We start from the raw sequence: 18,461 nt of genomic DNA, 5'->3' as shown, positions 1-18,461 counted from the left end.
TTCATGCATCACTTGGGGCTTTCAGGAAGGCCACGCAAGTCGCAGGTGTTTCAAGAATCGAATACGAGCTTCTCGACCTGTTCGCCCAGCCACGGTGAAAGAAGATAGCCGTGACGGTACATGCCGTTGACGAAAATGGTGCGGCCTTCCTGCGTCACGAGCGGGACATTATCCGGATAGGATGGCCTTAGTCCTGTTCCGATATCCACGATTTCAGCTTCCGCAAAACCGGGGTGAAGCGTCCAGGCCGCGTTGAGCAGTTCGCTCATCGACCGGAGCGTCATCGGCCCGTCATTCTCGCTTTCGATCATCGTTGCGCCGACCATGAATAGGTGATCGGCTCGCGGTACTATATAAATAGGAATACGGGGATGCAGCATCCGCACTGGCCTGTGCAGTTCAACGTCGGCACAGCGAAGAAGAAGCATCTCTCCTCTCACGCCTCGCAGCGCAGAAAGTTCCTTCCGCGCCCGCAAGCCTGTGGCATCGACGATCCAGTCAAAAGACTCGTCGGCTGGTGCGTCCGCAGTATTCAATAGCAGGCGGCCGCCCAGTTCGTTGACCAGACGATCAGCGAGGGCAGGGAGCGCCTTCCTCGGGTCGAGATGCCCTTCTTCCGGGAAAAAGAGGGCTTTCTGAAAACGGTCGGCGAGATCCGGTTCCAGTTCGCCGATCTCCTGTGGACCGATTTCCCGGAAATGACTGGTGCGGCGTCCAAAGCGGGCGATTTCTGCTGCGTCGCGGGGAGGAGCGACCACAAGACTGCCGTTGGACTGCACATCTGGCACGTTGGCGCGCCACCAGGCGAGGGAATCAATTGAACGTTCGGTCACTTCAGGCGGCGCTGCCTCTGCTTCACACCAGGGGGCCAACATACCGCCCGCCATCCAGGACGCGCCTGAACCAACCTTCGGTCCAGCCTCGGCTAGGGTGACGCGCGCTCCCCGGCTGGCCAGTCTAACGGCGGCAACAAGACCCGCGACGCCAGCGCCGCGGACCAGAATGTTTTGAGGGCGTGTCATGAGAGCCTCCCTTGCTGCCAGAGCCGAAAATCGTGCGCCACGATGGCGATCTTCCGACGGTTTGTTAAGGGGGGCGAACGCTTGTCAGCAGAGAGCTTTCTGCGGACCGTTCAGCATCAAACGATCTTTGTCAGTTTTTAGCGAAAAAAATGGTAATCAGGAGTAGTTATGGTCCTATTGACCATGCGTTCAGGTTGTAACGATCTGAGGATTTGCTAATAAGTTGCCCAGATAAGTCCGTCGGAGAACATGGAATGACTGAACCGGTAACGCCACCGCATCTTACTCCCTCCGATCTGGCAAATAATGAAAGAGCCGTTGCTTATTTTAATGAGCATGGCTGCGACACTGTTGAGAAGGCGTTTTACCTCGCCAATATTCTCCATACGGATCGGTGCGTTGCGGAAGCGGCCCGTGTTTATCATATCGGATACGAGCTTCATTCCAAGTCTCCGGACCAGCATCCCGGTGCGCACATCCTGCTGCATGTGAGCCTGTTGTGTCAGCTGAAAGCCGGTCTGCCGCTTGATCCGGCGGATATGGATGCGCTCCGTTCGCTCTCGCTTCCCCTCTACAATTACATCCTCGGTATCCAGACGGCATGGACAACAGGTGACCTGATCAAGGCCGCCCGTATCATGGGGAACTGTTACGACGAGTTCCACACGGGCGAAGAGTGTGACCGGCTGTATCTGGAGGTCATGAACCGCCTCTACACAGAGCAGATGCGTAACGGTGTGGCTGATAGCCGCGTGCCGGGCGCTCTCATCCCGCGCAAGATCTTCATGTACTGGGATAAGGAAACGCCTGACGAGGTTGAGCGTAACTTCGAATATCACCGCAATCTCAAGGGCATTGAAGTCAAGACCTTTAATCAGGAAGAAGCCGCCCAGTGGCTGTATGACGTCTACGGCGTCGAGGCCCGGAACCTGTTCCTGAGCACCCGTCACCCAGCCGAGGCCGCTGACTTCCTGCGCGCCCATGTCATCCAGAAGCTCGGTGGCTGGTGGCTTGATGCCGACATTCGTATCCGTTCCGAGGAAGTTTTCTTTGAGCGACTGTCCCATCACCACTCGCATGTGTTCCTGCTGACCCATGACAGCGTGGTGCATAACGACTTCTTCGGTTCTGTCTCGAACAGCCCGATTCTGGAAGACGTTCTGCTGTCGCTCTATCGGAACTGCTATCTGCATCCGGGTCTGTACATCCCCTACAAAACCGGCCCCGGTGTATTCGAGCGCGCTCTGAACCGCACGTTCCATGCAGATTTCATGCGGGTGCGTCCGATCCCGTCCATGATCGTGTATGACAATCACGTCTTCTCCGAAATTATCGAAGAGCTGCATGTTGACTACAAGTTCCAGGGCAAGTCCTGGCACGCGGTCAGCAACTGATCGGTTCATTCAAGAAGGGTATTACCCGTTTGACGGGTGATACCCGCAGCGTCTTAACGCCGCCTCCATGTGGGGCGGCGGCGGCGCGACAGCCGTGATCGGCGTGGGAAGTTGCAGAGTTAGCTCCCGACTCAGAAGCTGTAACGGACCTGAAGTCTCATTTTTTTCTTCGGAATAGATCGGGTCGCCTTTGATAGGGGTGCCCAGCAACGCGCAATGAATCCGCGCCTGATGGGTTCGACCTGTATGCAGCGTCAGTTCTACCCATGAGCAGACGCCATCCGTTCCCAGACGTCTCAATGTCGTGCGTGCGTTCTGCCCGTCCGGGGCAGTGCACATTCTCCATCCACCAGACTTCGAGCTGATTTTCTTTAGAGGCTGATTCATCTCTACCGTTTCCGGGGGAACACCCTGCACGATGGCCCAGTAGATCTTGCGGGTGAGGCCTTGAGCGAAGCAGGACTGCATTGCCAGCAATGTCTGTTTGCGCAGGGCAATGGCAAGGCAGCCTGCCGTATCGGCATCCAGTCTGTGCGCCAGCCACGGACCGTCTTTCCGTCGGCTCATCAGAGGAAACCAGTCTTCAACGCTGGGTCCACCACGAGGTCCGGGGTGAACCGGCAGACCAGCAGGCTTGTTGATGACAAGCGCCTGATTGCTTTCATAGAGCGTTTCAAACGGGAGCGTTGAAGAGAGACCCGTCATGACCGTTCACTCATTTCCAGCATCAGAGGAAGCCTTCACCGCTTCTCTGGGAATAAGACCTTGAGAGGGGAAGGCTACAATCGAGAGCCTCTCCATTCAGCGAAATGAATAAAGAAGCAGTTTGAACCATTCCGCTAAGCCAGAACGCAGTGGAATGGCTCTATCCAAACTTGGACGTCAGTCTTCCGCGCCACGCCCGATCAGCACCTTCCGGCGTCCCACATGGTCGGCAGCCGTCACGATGCCGTTCTTCTCCATCTGTTCGATCAGCTTGGCGGCGCGGTTATAGCCAATCGATAGATGACGCTGAACGAAAGAGGTGGATGCCTTGCCTTCGCGGATCACGATGGCCACCGCCTTGTCATATAGGCCGCCTGCTTCGCCATCGCCACCGCCACTTCCAGCATCGAAGGCTCCCGCAGCGCTGTCGTCCTCGCGTTCGGAGATGACGTCCTCGTCGTAAATTGGCTCGCCCTGTTCGCGCAGGAATTCGACCACCGCTTCGACTTCGCTATCCGCCACGAACGGCCCATGCACACGCGTAATGCGACCACCGCCCTGCATGAACAGCATGTCGCCCTGACCCAGAAGCTGCTCTGCGCCCTGTTCGCCAAGGATCGTGCGGCTGTCGAACTTGCTGATGACCTGGAAGGAAATACGCGTCGGGAAGTTGGCCTTGATGGTGCCGGTGATCACATCCACGGACGGACGCTGCGTCGCCATGATGACGTGGATACCGGCCGCACGGGCTTTCTGTGCGAGACGCTGGACGGCGGCGTCGATTTCCTTGCCTGCCGTCATCATCAGGTCGGCCATTTCGTCAATGACCACAACGATAAAGGGCAGGGGATCGAGCGTCAGGGACTGTTCTTCAAAAATCGGATTGCCGGTTTCCGGATCGTAGCCCGTCTGGACACGGCGCGTGACTTCCTCGCCGCGCTCGCGGACCTGCGCGGCCCGTTCGTTATAACCGGCGATATTACGCACCTGCAGATGCGCCATGGCGCGGTAGCGACGGTCCATCTCACGCACGACCCATTTCAGGGCGGTGACGGCCTTGTTCGGCTCGGTGACGACAGGCGTCAGCAGGTGAGGGATACCGTCATAGATCGACAGTTCCAGCACCTTCGGGTCGATCATGATCAGGCGGCACTCGTCCGGCGAATGACGGAAAAGCAGCGACAGGATCATCGCGTTAATCCCGACCGACTTACCGGAGCCGGTGGTGCCTGCGACGAGCAGATGCGGCATCTTGGCGAGATCACCGAAGACCGGTTCGCCAGCGATGTCCTTGCCGAGAGCCAGCTCAAGCCGCGCCGTCGTGTTCACCCATTCCGGGCATTTGAACAACTCGGAAAGATACACCGTCTCACGGGTCGCATTCGGGACTTCAATACCGATGACATTACGGCCGGGAACGGTGGCGATACGGACACTGAGCACGGACAGGGAGCGGGCCACGTCGTCCGCCAGACCGATGACGCGCGCGGCACGGATACCGGGAGCGGGTTCAAGCTCGTACAGCGTGACCACCGGGCCAGGATGCAGATCGACGATCCGTCCCTGCACGCCGAAGTCGGCAAGAACCGTCTCGAGAAGGCGGGCATTCCCTTCCAGCATTTCCCGCGACGGGGCCATGGCGGCACGCGAGGCGGGCGGAAGCTTCAGCAGGGAGACAGGCGGCAGAATCCACCCCTGAGATGCTTTGGCTGCTTCGCGGCGACCTGAAGCTGAACCGGCATCATTCTCTGAGCGTCCACCGAACAGTTTGGAAAGCAGGGACTTCTTGCCTTCACCTTCAGCAGGCGCACCGTAACCGGCAGACTGTGTGACCGGTTCAGGACGGACAGCCTGCGGGGGAGGTGCTGGTTGTGGGGGGACTGGTGCCTGAAGATCAGAAGCCTCGGTCTGCTCATCCCGATACGCCGAGAGGCGCTCGGTCGGCGGCGGGGCGTCATTCACCGGGCCGGGCAGGGCGTAGACCGGCTCGTCCTCATTGACCGTGTTGGCAGGCCTGCGTCCAGTCGGACGGTTAGCTGGAGGTGATTCCGGCGAGGGCGCCAGAAGAGCAAGATCGGTTCCGGTCGGAGCTGTGCTTCTCGTGGCGGCAGGCTGTCTTGCTGTTTCGGAACGTGGCGGAGGTGGCGCAAAGCGGGTTTCCTGCGCGGCCTTTGCAGCAAGATACTGCCCGGCTGATGCGGTGGAAGCCTTGGCCCGTCGTGGAATCCATGACCGTTTGCTACCATTGTCCTGTTCGACAAAACCTGTTTCGGAACCGGCTGTTTCATAGCCATTGCCGTAGTCGTTGCGTGCGTATGCGTCCTCCTGCCCCGGAAGGGTGCGACGCTGACGCGCAATAATCACCTTGGCGAGGCGACCGGGCTGACGACCGATCAGCAGCATGGTTGCGCCCGTCATGCGGGCGATGCTGTTCCATTCATTCTTGTCGAGCCCGAACGCCAGCGCGCCCAGAAGAACAGCAAGGATCAGGCCAAGGAACCAGATGATAACGCCGCCCGCAGGGCCAATCGCGGACATTCCGGCAGCAACGGCTTCCCGCGCTATGCTGGCTCCGATTCCGCCACCGATGCCTGCGTCAGATGGCCATGCTGGCGCGTGAAAGGCCGTGATCAGAATGGGCAGCGCCGCAAGAAGAGCGGCTCCCACCGGAAGGAGAAAACAGAGGGCGACAGCCCGTATTACGAAGACGCTCAGCCCGCGATGCCGGAAGATTCTCCATCCCCATGCGGCGAGGGCCACAATCAGCAGCGCTGTGGACAGACCGACAGCCTGAATGAGAATGTCGGCCAGAAACGCTCCCGGTCGTCCAAGCAGGTTCGTGGGCGCTCTGTCAGTCGACACATCCGGGGAGGGGGCGAGCGGGTCATAGCTCCAGAAACAGGCCGTCAGGACGAGCGCCAGCACCCATAGCAGAACGCCGCCAAGTTCATCACCTCGGCGTTTCAGCGACGTTTTCGTCGTGGCGGATGAAAGGCTGGCTGGAAGGATGCGGCTGATACGCGCCAAGAAACCGGTCCCAAGGTTGCAGTGTTCAAAAGCTGGATGCGCCCGCCTCATACGGTCGCGTGGAATGCGAACATATCGCGTGCAGGGTGCATCCAAAAGGTGAGGAACCGTTCTTAAAGCCCGGATATGGCCAAAAAGCGAAGATTTTTTGAGTTCGTGAAGAAGGTTGTCCTGACTTCATGCTCACGGGGCGCGATACTGCCCCAGAGCGTCCGCCATCAGATCAATCTCGGTCAGCTTGTCTCCAAGCGCAGCCCAGTCGTCCTGCTCGCTCAGTTTTGTCCAGAGCGCCTCGACCGTTGTGATGAGCATGTCACACGGCTGACCGCCTGAAAAATAAGGATGATCTGCGGAATAGGAGGCGACCGGATCCCGTTTTTCGAGCAGGCTGCGCGCCTCAGAAAACGCGCTGTCACGATAGAGATCGCCTCGCTCGCCGTTCAGCGCACGCTCAGCACCGCCGCTGCCGCCATACCAGTCGAAGGGCAGGCAATGGAACGGAATGCCAGAGGTCTCCATGAACAGTGTCGCCGCATGGCGAAGGGCGCGGTCTGTTTCGACAGTGTCCGGGCGCACGCCCAGACGACGGCACCATGCGAGATCCAGTTCCCGTTCATAAAGCGCCGGGAAGCGGGAAAGAACGTCTGTCAGTCCCGCGTGTGGAGCAAATTCCAGCAGACATTCGGCCAGACGGGCCAGATTCCACAGCAGCGCCTGAGGCTGGCGTCCATAGGCGTACAGGGCGTTATGGTCGAAATAGGCGGCAGTGAAGTTTGCGTCGAACCGGGGCAGGAACCGCCACGGACCGTAATCGAAACTCTCGCCCGTAATGGCGATATTGTCCGTGTTCAGAACGCCATGCACAAAGCCCGCAGCCATCCACTGGGCACCCACACGGGCGACGCGGCCACACACGGCTTCAAACAGCACCAGCGCTTCATTGCCGTCTTCCGGAACAGACAGATCGGGGTAGTAGGTTTCCCTTACGTAGGTGACGAGCTGCTTCAGCGCTTCTGTCTCGGCATTGGCTGCAAGGCGCTGGAAGGTGCCGATACGGATGTGGGAGTGGCCGAGCCGCACAAGAACAGCCGAGCGCGTCGGGGATGGTTCGTCGTGACGCTCCAGATTTTCACCGGTTTCAATCAGGCTGAAAGCGCGGGAGGTTTCAACGCCCAGCGCTTCCAGCATGGAGGCGGCCAGAATTTCCCGCACGCCGCCCTTGAGCGTCAGACGACCGTCGCCGCCGCGTGACCAGGGTGTGCGACCGCTGCCCTTGGTGCCGAGGTCGAGCAGACGCCCGGTGTCATCGCGCAACTGTGCGAACAGAAAGCCGCGGCCATCGCCGAGATCAGGGTTGTACTGCCGGAACTGGTGGCCGTGATACCGGAGCGCCAGCGGGTGCGGCAGGGAGCCGGGAAGTGGCTTGAACCGGCCGAAATGCTCGACCCATTCGTCCTCGGTCAGCGTATCGAGACCGACCGTGGCCGCCGCGCGGTTGTTCCGGTAGCGCAGCCTGTGCATGGGGAAGCTGGCAGGCTCCACGACATCGTAAAACAGACCGCCGAGACGGGTGTGATCATGGGCCGGATGAAAAGCTTGTGAAAATGGCATGAAACTGGGCTTTCACGGGAAGATCTATTGACTTCCCGATGGTCATTTTACAGTGTCAACAAATCCGACACACACACGAATAATAAGAAGTGGTCGCTTAATGAAAATTTTCAATATCCTGCTCATAGCGCCCTTCATCGGGTTGCTGTGGGTGCCCTTCTATAACTTTCAGACTCCGATGCTGCTCGGATTCCCGTTTTTCTACTGGTACCAGTTCGCCTGGGTGCCGGTAACCTCGGTTCTGATCTGGCTTGCCTGGAAAAAGGGAGAGCAGTCATGAACGGCATTCCCGCAGCTGATACGATCGCGCTTGTCGTCTTTGTCCTGTTCTTCGGGCTGACGATTGTCGCAGGAAGCACGGTTTCTCACTGGAAAGGCTGGTTTTCAGGCAGAAAGAAAGCGCCTCCGGCTCCCCATGTCGAAGGGCATAGTGGTCACGACACGGAAGAGTGGGGTCTTGGAGGGCGTGAGTTCGGAGCCTGGGTCACCTGGTTTCTGGTCGGCGGCGACTTCTATACGGCCTATACCGTCATCGCGGTGCCGGCGCTGGTCTATGCGGTCGGCGCTTATGGTTTCTTTGCGTTACCCTACACCATCATCGTCTATCCGTTCATCTTCATCGTCATGCCGAAACTGTGGAAGATCGCCAATGATGGCGGCCACGCGACTGCCGCGGACATGATCCGGGCGCGTTTCGGAAGCCGCACCCTTGAACTGGCCGTAGCCTTTTCCGGCCTGATCGCGGTCATGCCCTACATTGCGCTCCAGCTGATCGGTATCCGCACGGTTGTGGAGGCTCTTGGCTTTTCGGGCCAAATCCCGCTGGTCATCGCCTTTGTCTCGCTGGCTGCCTATACGTGGCTGGGCGGTCTTCATGCGCCTGCGCTGACGGCGTTCATCAAGGACATCATGATCTACATCGCGGTGATTGCTGCGGTGACGCTGATCCCGATCAAGCTGGGCGGCTATGGTCATATGTTTGATGTCATGAACAGTGTCGTGGCGATGCCTGACGCCGACCATGTCATGAAGGCCGGGCAGTTGATGCCCTATGCGACGCTGGCACTGTCTTCCGCTCTGGCTGCGTTTCTGTATCCACACACGCTGACGGGTATTCTGGCGGCGAAATCTGCCGACACGGTCAAACAGAACGCTGTCTATCTGCCGATCTACACCATTGTCCTCGGGCTGATCGCTCTGCTCGGCATGATGGCGCACGTCGCAGGGATCGACACGACCGTGTCCTCTATGGTCGTGCCTTACCTGTTCCTGAAGCTGTTCCCGGACTGGTTCGCAGGCTTTGCCTTCGCGGCGATCGCTGTCGGCGCGCTCGTTCCTGCCGCTGTCATGGCGATCGGTGCAGCGAACCTGCTGACGAACAACATTCTGCCGAAGAGCTATGCAGGCGTGACGACCTCGCGGATTGCGGCCTTCGGTGTGAAGCTCGGCGCTCTGCTCTGCGTGATGTTCCTGAACGCGAAGTTTGCCATCGATCTTCAGCTGCTGGGTGGCGTGATCATTCTTCAGACGTTCCCGGCGTTGATCCTCGGTCTGACCAAATTCCGGTTTTCATCAACCGGCATGCTGGCAGGCTGGGTTGTGGGCACGGTCGTTGGTTTGGGGATGTGCTGGTCTGATGGTCTGAAGCCAGTTCACACACTCGCCATCGGTGGCTGGTCCGAACTGGTTTCCACGGGGCTGATTGCTCTGGTGGTTAATATCATCGTGGCTGGCGTGATTTCGGTCATTGTTCCGAACCGAAGCGTGGCGGTCGCTGCTGAATAAGCACTGTCGCCTTGTCTGAGGGTATTTAAAAAGCCTGCCTCCACGAAAGCAGAGGCAGGCTTTTTTGTCTCATGACTTCCGGATGCTTGCACTTTCAACGATAAGTTCTGACACAATTATCAGGGCCTATGAACCCGTTTGAGATTGGGTTGAGCTTCAGCGGTATGCGTGATTCAAGCTCGGAATGTGGAGCCGAGCGAGCCGTAGCCGTATGGCTGAACGTGGGAAGCGAGCAAAACGCTACCCCACTGATCTGGCGGATGCGGAGTGGAAGATCGTCCCCCCCTTCCTTCCCGCACCGCCGAAGCGCGGACGCAAGCCTAAGACGGACCTGCTCGAGGTGCTGAACGTTCTTCGATATCTGGCCCGTTCGGGTGGCGGATGTCGCATGCTGCCCAAGGATTTTTCGCCACGGTCGACATCTCCGACAGCCTGGGCGCACAGGAGATTGTATCAGCGATCCGAAGGCGCTGGCCGTGGCTCAAGTACCTGTTGGGCGATGGCGCTTACGACCCGCCCCAAGTTGCTCGATGCTGCCGCATTGCGGGACTTCACGGTCGAGATCATCTGCCGGTCGGACGATATCTCCGGCTTCAAGGTGCTGCCCCGGCGCTGGGGTGTCGAACGCGCCTTCGGGTGGATGGTCCGCTGGCGCAGGCTGGTTCGTGATTATGAGAAGCGTCTCGACGTGTCGGAGGCAATGATCCATCTTGCCACGGCGAGCAACCTGTTGCGGCGGCTCACCTACTGATTCAATCTGGACCGAGCGCCTATGGAAGATCAGCCGTCAGATCGCCTTGTCGATCAACGCATCCGCAATCGGATCATGGAAGCTATCGAAACATTGGCGGACGGCGACGATGGCGCACGTCGCGAATGGCCCAACGGCTATTTCGAAAGCTTCTACGACTGGATACCCCATCGCGACGACGGAAAGATGCCGACAATCAGCACGGTTTCAGCCGATGAGCGTAGCCTGCTGACGAAAGTGAGCAGGCTGCTCGATGATGCCTGTGACGCCACACCGAAAAACATGACTGCTGACGAACTGATTGCGACTGGTTGGCCCAAGCGTATCGAACCCATGGCGATGCAAGCGCTCAATCTGATGCGTCAGCGAGGACGGTTCAGTGAAGAACAGGAGGAAGAAACTCCTTCCGCCTAGCGTCGCCGAGCATAGCTATTATCAAACGGCCTCTAACTGCAGTGAGGATTACCGCACCTTATACGACGCTTCCCGAACTGGGATGAACCCTTGCCGGTCTCCCCTCGCTGCTCCCATCCTTGCGGCACCCACACCAGCAATGAGAGAGCCCATGAAAAAAGATGAATCAACCAAGACAACCCGAGGGACCGTTCTGGACGCCATTGAGAAACTGGCGGAAGAAATCAGTCCGGTTTTGGGGCCAATAAAAACAGCGGAGCTGATGCTTCCTGTGTTTTCCGCTCTGCAGATGCATCTCGCAGAATATGATGCGTCACGTATTATCCTTGGCCTTCTTGAGCGTTTGCACTCGCTCGAAATCGCCAGGCAAGCAGCAGAACAACCAGAAGGAATGCTTCAAGAAGAATACATAAACGGGAGATTGGACCTGGAGCTTTCGACCATGCAGAGGATCGTGCTTCTGACCGTCTCAGAACAGACCGCAAGCGACCTGAGATCTCCTCTAAACGCTTTTTGTGAGCGTTTGCGCCAACAAACATTTGACGCGCTTCAGCAAGCCGGTCGTTCGGGAAAGCCATCATGACCGCTCTCTATTCAACGCATCGAACGAGCGCCGCCTGAACGAATCCCCGATATGCAGCGCGGCGCAGCAATGTCACAGTTTTTGAAAGTTCCTGCTATTACTTGTGTGTTTCTGTTAGAGAGTTTATCTGCCTCTGATTGACCTCATATTGCCAGCGAAGATTATCCGCCGGAATGATGAGGACGGAACTGCCTTCAGAAATGCCTGCATTGTTCAGCAGTATATCCATGGTTCATTCAGGCTCTTTCTGTCGATGTTCAGCGCAGGCCACCGCAGTTTCTTTCTGCGCCAGGAATCTCCCCAGTTTCCGGGGTGTTTCCGAAAGAGTGAAGACCTGTGAAGCGATTTCTACGCCAGCAATGACATCGAAGCTCTTTTCCGTCATGCGCAGCGAGACCTCATGGACAAAACCGGTTTCTGCACCTGATGGCAGGATGCCGCCTGCTTCAGTGCCCATTCCAGCTCTTTGCCTGAAATATCCGGCTTTCCTCGCTGAGGCGTTTTGCGGTTATGACATCCCATTCTGGAATGGCCGCAACAGACAGGGCGAAGGGAAGATCGGATGTTTCTCCGGCAGTTGAATTATCTGGTCGCGCTTGATCACTTTCGGCATTTCTCGCGTGCGGCCGCTCATTGCGGCGTGTCCCAGCCTGCTCTTTCGACCGCCATTCGCCAGCTTGAGCATGAACTCGGTGTGTCCATCGTTCTTCGACGTCATCGCGTGCTGGGTCTTACGCCGGAGGGGGAGCGGGTTGTCGCATGGGCGCGACAGAGTCTGGCGGCGCTGGATGGGCTGAAACAGGAAGCTGGCTTCGCGCATAATGTAGCGGGCGGTTCGCTGTCCATCGGGATCATGCTGCCCGCCATGCAGATTGCGCCTTTGCTGGCGGAAAGCCTGCGTGCCGCGATCCCGGCGTTGCATCTGGAGGTGACGGTCGCGTCTTCTGCGGAGGTAATGCACGGTCTGTCGGAAGAGCGTTTCAATCTCGGGCTGATCTATCTCGATCAGCAGGCAGCCGTTCCCAACACTGAAGAGCATACGCTTTACAAGGAGCAGCATGTTCTAGCTGCCGCTCCGGGCGTGAGCCTGCCGGGGCGGACACGCTGTAACTGGTCGCAGGCAGCGAAACTACCGCTCTGTCTCTTCGACCGGTCGATGAAAAGCCGTCAGATTGTGGATGAGGCTTTTGAGAAAGCAGGCGTGCAAAAGCCCGATGTCCAGTTTGAGACCAATGCCCTTGAACTGCTGCATGCCGAACTGAAGGCGGGACGGCTGGCTTCCATTCTGCCGATTGCGGCGCTGCCACCCAATAGTGAAAGACAGGGATTGAACATCCGTCGCCTGGAGCCTTCGCCGGAGGTGCCGGTGGGAGTGATCAGACTTCGGAAACCACTGGTGAGTGCGCTGATGCGATGTGCCTGGGATACTGTGACCGGACTGGATCTGGGGAGCGCTCTCGTGCTTTGAGTGCTGCATTATAAGCGCTGTTTATAATTCCATCATCAGAAAGACTTGGACTTTTTTCTCGCTATCGTCTGCTTGCAACGTCACGATCAACTGATGGCAGGAATCTAGGTAAACGTGACAACGGCGATGGCAGCGCGGAACTGGAGCTGGCTTTTCGCGCCGTCTGCTGCGAATCTCGGCTTCGCCGTGCGCACCTCCTGCGCTGCGATATTTTCTCTTCTCGTCGCCATGTGGATGGAGCTGGGCAGCCCGCAATGGGCTCCACTGACGGTTTGGGTCGTCGCTACCGCATCCCGTGGAGAGTCAATTTCCAAGGCCCGATGGCGGATGGTCGGAACGGTGGTGGGCTGTTCCGTCGGCGTGGCATTGATCGCCTCCTTTCCGCAACAGGCCGCCATTTTCTTCGTGGGTCTGGCGGCGTGGATCGGCCTGTGCTGCGGCTGCGCCACCTTCTTCGACGGATTTCGGAGCTACGGCTTTCTGGTGGCCGGTTTCACGACGGCCATCGTCGCGGTGGACGCCATTCCGGATCCGGACGCCGCCTTCTCCGTGGCGATGGCGCGCGGAACATACATCATTCTCGGCATTGTCTGCGAAGGTGTGGCGACGATGATGTTCCTTCCGGATATGGAAGGAAATGCGCGTCGAAACCTTGTGAAGCGCCTGAGAAGTGTCGCCGCTCATACCAGCGCAATGCTTCAGGCGGCGGATTTCTCACGGCCTGTGCAGCAGGCTCTTCTCGCTGACATCATGGCGGCGGCGACCCGCATTGAATACGACGTGCTGGAAATGGGTCCGACGGCGGGGCGGGCGGCGGACCATGCCCGCGCTGCTCTGGCGTCGCTGCTGGCGGCGTTTGCCCGGAGGAGGGCGGATGCCAGTTGGCCCACCATTCAGCGTAGTCTCACCAATGCCGATGGGCATGTCGGGATGATTGTCTCTCCCCAGCGGGGTGATCGATTCCGCTTTACATCCCGTTCCGTGCGACAGGGTGTGGAAGGCATGCGCAACGGTATCCGGGCAGCCGCCGGGATCATGGGCGCGTGGCTGCTGTGGGAGGTCACGGGCTGGCCGTCCGGCATCACTTTCGTGTCCTATGTGGCGCTGGTCTACGGTCTGCTCGCCACGCGGGAAACGCCGACACTGGCGACGGGTGGCTTCGTGCGCGGCGCGATGTGGTGCGCATTTGTCGCGGGAATTTTTGTTGTGCTGGTGGTCCCGGGCGTGACCTCGCCCGAGCTTCTGGCCGGTGCGTTGATGGTGCCGATGGTGGTGGGTGGTCTGGCTGCCCGAACGCCTCGGCTGATCAACCACGCATTTTCGTTCAATATGTTTCTGCCGGTCCTGATCGGCCCTGCGAACACTGGGCGTTATGACGAGATTTCGTTCCTGAACGGAACCTCAGCCTTTCTCGGCGCGGTGTTTTTCTCCGCAGTCATGTTCCGCTTTGTGCTGACGTTCCGTCCTGATGACCATCTACGCCGGACCATTGTGTGGGCGCAGCGGTGTCTGCGTGATCTAACCTATCCGACCAGCCGCATGTCAGAGCGTGGCTGGCTGATCATGAACGCGGACAGCATGGTCCGGACGGTGCGAACGGCCCGCAATGTGCCTGACGATGTGGTTTTCGCCCGTTTCTCGCAGCATATGGCGATCATGACGGTCGGCATGTATGTCATCGAAGTGCGCGAACAGGCACAGAGCAAGGCCAATTCCCCGTGGCTTTCACGCCGGTTGCAGGTGTTCCTGCGTCTGTGGCGACAGGATCAGGCGCGCGCGGCGGCCATACTGCCCGTTCTGCTGCGCTATATCGACCGGATGCCGGGCGACCAGACGGAACTGCGTTTCGCTCTTATGGAAATGGTGCGGTTACAGCCTGCCATTCGGTAGAACCGCATTCTCCATCAGACATGGCAGCCGCGTTTCCTTCAAGGGAGGTGTTTCCGAAATCTCCATAGCCGTCCCTCCGGCTCCGTGATATGCACCCGATCATGACCGTTCGTACGCGCTTTGCCCCATCCCCGACCGGGTTGCTGCATATCGGCAACGCCCGCGCCGCCCTCTTCAATTTCCTCTATGCCCGTCATTGCGGTGGCCAGTTCGTGCTCCGCATTGAGGACACCGACAAGGAACGCTCCACGCAAAAAGCCGTGGACGTGATTTTCGATGGTCTGAAATGGATGGGCCTGACATGGGACGGTGAACCCGTGTTCCAGTCCGCGCGGGAGGAGCGCCACAGGGAAGTCGCTCTCCAGCTTCTGGCGGAAGGCAAGGCCTACAAGTGCTTCTGCACGCCGGAAGAGCTGAAGGAAATGCGCGAGACTGCCGTGGCCGAGGGCAAGCCGCCCCGCTACAACGGTATGTGGCGCGACCGCGACCCTTCCGAAGCGCCTGCCGGTGCGCCTTACGCCATCCGCATCAAGGCCCCTCGTGAAGGCGAGAACGTGATCGAGGATCTCGTGCAGGGTGAGGTCCGCGTGGCCAATGCCGAGCTGGACGACATGATCATCCTCCGCTCCGATGGCACGCCGACCTATCAGCACGCTGTGGTGGTGGACGACCACGACATGGAGATCACCCATGTCATCCGTGGCGACGATCACCTGACCAACACATTCCGTCAGTTGATGATCTATCGCGCGATGGGCTGGGAAGCGCCGCGTTTCGCGCATCTGCCGCTGATCCACGGCCCCGATGGGGCGAAACTGTCCAAGCGTCACGGCGCGCAGTCGGTCGTCGAGTTTCGCGAGATGGGCTACCTGCCGGAAGCGCTCTGCAACTATCTGTTGCGCCTCGGCTGGGGTCACGGCGACGCCGAGATCCTGTCCCGTGACGAGCAGATCCGTCTGTTCGATCTGTCCGGCGTGGGCCGTTCGGCCTCGCGGATGGACTACACCAAGCTGGAACATGTCAACGCCGTCTATCTGCGTGAAGCCGATGACGAGCGTCTGACCAATGACGTCATGGAGCGTCTGGCTGGCCGTGAAGGTGTGGAGACGGGGCCGGAAGTGCGCAAGCGCGTACTGGAACTGATGCCCGGCCTCAAGGAGCGCGCCCGCACGCTGGTCGAACTGACCGACAGCGCCGCGTTCCTTGGTCGTCAGGTGCCTCTGTCCTTTGACGCCAAGGCCGAGAAGCAGTTGACCCCGGAAAACCGTCAGATGCTTGGCGAACTGGCCCGTGATCTGGCCGTGGTCGAGCCTTTTACGGCGGAGCCGGTGCATGAAGCGCTCAAGCTGTTTGCTGAAAAGCACGAACTGAAACTGGGTAAAGTCGCCCAGCCGCTGCGTGCCGCTCTGTGTGGCACGACAGTCTCGCCGGGTATCGATGCTACGGCGGCGGCGCTGGGGCGTGATGAAGTGCTGGCACGGATAGGGGCCGTTCAGAATGGCTGAGGCGTCATCCGGGGGCTCCCGTTTTTTCGGTCCCTCGGACCGACACCTTCTCGGGATTCAGGGGATGCACCCCTCCCGAATAGAACCCATTCTTGATCTGGCCGAGAGCTATGCGCTCCTGAGCAGGTCCCGCAAGACACCGCGGGACCTGCTTCGGGGGCGTACGCTTATCAACCTGTTCTTCGAGGACAGCACGCGCACGCGCACGTCCTTCGAACTGGCGGGCAAGCGCCTCGGCGCTGATGTGGTCAACATGTCGGTCGCGCAGTCATCGGTGAACAAGGGTGAGACCCTGCTGGACACGGCGGCGACATTGAACGCCATGCGGACTGACCTGCTGGTGGTGCGCCATTCCCAGTCCGGCGCTCCGGCACTGTTGGCGCAGAAAGTCGATGCCGCCGTCATCAATGCAGGGGATGGCACTCATGAGCATCCGACGCAGGCGCTGCTCGATGCACTGACCATCCGACGCCATCTTGGGCGTCTGGAAGGGCTGACCGTCGCCATTTGTGGAGATATCGTCCATTCCCGCGTGGCGCGGTCCAACATTCATCTGCTGACCTCCATGGCGAACAAGGTCCGTCTGGTCGGCCCTCCGACGCTGGTGCCGCGTTCGATGGCGAGCCTCGGTGTTGAAGTGCATCATTCCATGGAAACCGGTCTGCGTGATGTTGATGTAGTGATGATGCTGCGTCTTCAGAAAGAGCGCATGTCAGGCGGCCTGATCCCCAGCGCGCGTGAGTATTTTCGTTATTACGGTCTTGATCAGCGGCGTCTCGATCTGGCGAAGCCGGGCGCGCTGGTCATGCATCCCGGCCCGATGAACCGTGGCGTGGAGATCGCCAGTCAGATCGCAGACTCCGACCAGAGCGTGATTCGTGAGCAGGTGGAGATGGGAGTCGCCGTGCGCATGGCTGTGCTGGATCGTCTGTCCCGTGGAGGCCGGTCATGAGCACCTGCACTGTTTTTGAGAATGTGCGTCTGATTGACCCTGCGTCCGGACTGGATAAGCCGGGACGACTTCTGGTGCGTGACGGTGTGATCGTGGGACATGATCTGCCAGACGCGGAAGGCAAGCCGAAGGGAGCGGAAGTTGTAGACGGGCAGGGCGCTGTTCTCTGTCCTGGCCTTGTCGATATGCGCGTTGAGATCGGCGAACCGGGTCACGAATATCGTGAGACAGTCAAATCGGCTTCACGCGCTGCCTTTGCCGGTGGTGTGACGACCGTCGCCGTGCTGCCAACGGGGTCGCCCCCTATCGACGATCCTGCCATGGTCAGGATGCTGCGGTTCCGTGGCGAGGAGCCGGATTATGTCTCGATCCTGCCCTATGGCGCACTCACCAAGGGCTGTCAGGGCGCTGAACTGGCCGAGATCGGTTTGCTGTCCGAAGCTGGGGCCGTAGCCTTCACGGACGGGAACCGCGCCATCGCCTCGGCGCGCCAGATGAAACTGGCGCTAACCTACGCACAGGCTTTTGACGCTCTGGTGGTTCAGCATCCGGAAGAGCCGACACTGGCTGGAGGCTGCGCGACGGAGGGCGAACTGGCCCTGCGTCTCGGCTTGCCCGGTATTCCGACAGCGGCGGAAGCGATCATGATCGCGCGTGACATTCGGCTGGTGGAGATGACCGGTGGTCGTCTGCATTTCGGGCATGTCTCGACGGGCGAGGGCGTCGAACTGATCCGTCAGGCCAAGGCACGCGGCATACGTGTGACCTGTGACACGGCGCCTCAGTATTTCGATCTCAACGAGACGGCGATCGGTGATTTCCGGACCTACGCCAAATTCTCGCCGCCGTTGCGCCGGGAGAATGATCGCTTGGCCATCTGCGCGGCTCTGGCTGACGGGACGATCGACGCCATCGCCTCCGACCATGCGCCGCGTGACCCGGACGACAAACGCCTGCCGTTCGCACAGGCTTCGGCAGGTGGCACCGGACTGGCCACGCTGCTCGGTGTGACGTTGACCCGCTATCACGACGGCACCCTGTCCCTGAGCGACGCGCTGGCGCTGCTGACATGCAGGCCCGCGGCGCTGCTCGGCGTGAGCGGTGCGGCTGCGCGTAGTGGTGCGCGTCCGATTGGAATACTCGCAGCCGGAGCGCCTGCGGACCTCTGTCTGTTTGATCCCGACCGGGCATGGCAGGTGATTGCGGGCGAACTGCCCGGTCACGCCCAGAATACGCCGTTCGACGGCAGGGCGCTGGAAGGGAAGGTCATGGGCACCTGGAAGAACGGTCGCCGGGTCTTCGGAGGTGCTGCGTGAATTTTTTCGAGTCGTCCGGCACGTTGCTGGCGGGTGTC

At 59.5% G+C, this 18,461-nt stretch carries 15 protein-coding genes and 1 pseudogene; 11 read left to right on the top strand and 5 right to left on the bottom strand.

Going from position 1 to position 18,461, the window contains the following annotated elements; genetic code table 11:
- Positions 1 to 50: 50 nt before the first annotated feature.
- On the bottom strand, positions 51 to 1,022 hold the full coding sequence (gene thiO, locus EMQ_RS03805; RefSeq protein WP_010668217.1) for a glycine oxidase ThiO: 972 nt from the start codon (positions 1,020 to 1,022) through the stop codon (positions 51 to 53).
- 254 nt (positions 1,023 to 1,276) lie between these two features.
- Here thiO and EMQ_RS03800 point away from each other — a divergent pair, with 254 nt between their 5' ends.
- The gene (locus tag EMQ_RS03800) at positions 1,277 to 2,416 is read left to right on the top strand and encodes a glycosyltransferase family 32 protein (RefSeq protein ID WP_010668216.1); all 1,140 of its coding nucleotides are present in this window, start codon (positions 1,277 to 1,279) and stop codon (positions 2,414 to 2,416) included.
- Positions 2,417 to 2,437: 21 nt separating this feature from the next.
- Here EMQ_RS03800 and EMQ_RS03795 read toward each other — a convergent pair whose 3' ends face one another.
- The 3 genes from EMQ_RS03795 to EMQ_RS03785 all read right to left on the bottom strand — a co-directional run bounded on the left by EMQ_RS03795 (position 2,438) and on the right by EMQ_RS03785 (position 7,759).
- Complete coding sequence (locus EMQ_RS03795) at positions 2,438 to 3,121, bottom strand: RluA family pseudouridine synthase (protein ID WP_018308437.1); 684 nt, start codon at positions 3,119 to 3,121, stop codon at positions 2,438 to 2,440.
- Between the two features lie 177 nt (positions 3,122 to 3,298).
- A complete protein-coding gene (locus tag EMQ_RS03790; RefSeq protein WP_048874223.1) occupies positions 3,299 to 6,199 on the bottom strand; it encodes an FtsK/SpoIIIE family DNA translocase in 2,901 nt (966 codons plus the stop codon).
- Between the two features lie 132 nt (positions 6,200 to 6,331).
- A complete protein-coding gene (locus EMQ_RS03785) occupies positions 6,332 to 7,759 on the bottom strand; it encodes a protein adenylyltransferase SelO family protein (RefSeq protein WP_010666259.1) in 1,428 nt (475 codons plus the stop codon).
- Positions 7,760 to 7,859: 100 nt separating this feature from the next.
- On the opposite strand from EMQ_RS03785, the gene EMQ_RS03780 reads away from it, so the two are divergent.
- From EMQ_RS03780 to EMQ_RS03760, 5 genes and pseudogenes are all read left to right on the top strand, one after another.
- Positions 7,860 to 8,039, top strand: a complete 180-nt coding sequence (locus tag EMQ_RS03780; RefSeq protein WP_010666260.1) for a DUF3311 domain-containing protein — start codon at positions 7,860 to 7,862, stop codon at positions 8,037 to 8,039.
- A complete protein-coding gene (locus EMQ_RS03775; RefSeq protein ID WP_010666261.1) occupies positions 8,036 to 9,544 on the top strand; it encodes a sodium:solute symporter family protein in 1,509 nt (502 codons plus the stop codon). Before EMQ_RS03780 ends, EMQ_RS03775 begins: the two co-directional genes overlap by 4 nt.
- Positions 9,545 to 9,728: 184 nt before the next feature.
- Positions 9,729 to 10,295 (top strand): annotated as a pseudogene (locus EMQ_RS03770) (transposase).
- A 21-nt stretch (positions 10,296 to 10,316) separates the two neighbouring features.
- Complete coding sequence (locus EMQ_RS03765; protein WP_010666263.1) at positions 10,317 to 10,709, top strand: hypothetical protein; 393 nt, start codon at positions 10,317 to 10,319, stop codon at positions 10,707 to 10,709.
- Between the two features lie 151 nt (positions 10,710 to 10,860).
- On the top strand, positions 10,861 to 11,292 hold the full coding sequence (locus EMQ_RS03760; protein ID WP_010666264.1) for a hypothetical protein: 432 nt from the start codon (positions 10,861 to 10,863) through the stop codon (positions 11,290 to 11,292).
- Positions 11,293 to 11,524: 232 nt separating this feature from the next.
- Here EMQ_RS03760 and EMQ_RS03755 read toward each other — a convergent pair whose 3' ends face one another.
- Positions 11,525 to 11,749, bottom strand: a complete 225-nt coding sequence (locus EMQ_RS03755) for a hypothetical protein (RefSeq protein WP_010666266.1) — start codon at positions 11,747 to 11,749, stop codon at positions 11,525 to 11,527.
- Positions 11,750 to 11,854: 105 nt separating this feature from the next.
- Here EMQ_RS03755 and EMQ_RS03750 point away from each other — a divergent pair, with 105 nt between their 5' ends.
- The 5 genes from EMQ_RS03750 to EMQ_RS03730 all read left to right on the top strand — a co-directional run bounded on the left by EMQ_RS03750 (position 11,855) and on the right by EMQ_RS03730 (position 18,423).
- Positions 11,855 to 12,760 carry a LysR family transcriptional regulator gene (locus EMQ_RS03750; protein WP_010666267.1) on the top strand — a complete coding sequence of 302 codons (906 nt, stop codon included), beginning with the start codon at positions 11,855 to 11,857 and terminating at the stop codon, positions 12,758 to 12,760.
- A gap of 114 nt (positions 12,761 to 12,874) precedes the next feature.
- Entirely contained in the window at positions 12,875 to 14,650 is a 1,776-nt protein-coding gene (locus EMQ_RS03745) for an FUSC family protein (protein WP_010666268.1), read from the top strand.
- Between the two features lie 101 nt (positions 14,651 to 14,751).
- Positions 14,752 to 16,155: a glutamate--tRNA ligase gene (gene gltX, locus EMQ_RS03740; protein ID WP_026200229.1), complete on the top strand. Its 1,404-nt coding sequence runs from the start codon at positions 14,752 to 14,754 to the stop codon at positions 16,153 to 16,155.
- Positions 16,148 to 17,107: an aspartate carbamoyltransferase catalytic subunit gene (locus EMQ_RS03735; protein ID WP_010666270.1), complete on the top strand. Its 960-nt coding sequence runs from the start codon at positions 16,148 to 16,150 to the stop codon at positions 17,105 to 17,107. Before gltX ends, EMQ_RS03735 begins: the two co-directional genes overlap by 8 nt.
- On the top strand, positions 17,104 to 18,423 hold the full coding sequence (locus EMQ_RS03730; protein ID WP_010666271.1) for a dihydroorotase: 1,320 nt from the start codon (positions 17,104 to 17,106) through the stop codon (positions 18,421 to 18,423). The genes EMQ_RS03735 and EMQ_RS03730 overlap by 4 nt, the downstream gene beginning before the upstream one ends.
- Positions 18,424 to 18,461 lie beyond the last annotated feature (38 nt).

It is taken from the genome of Acetobacter aceti NBRC 14818 (assembly GCF_000193495.2).
Lineage (GTDB): Bacteria > Pseudomonadota > Alphaproteobacteria > Acetobacterales > Acetobacteraceae > Acetobacter > Acetobacter aceti.
This window is presented reverse-complemented; position numbering and strand designations above follow the sequence as displayed.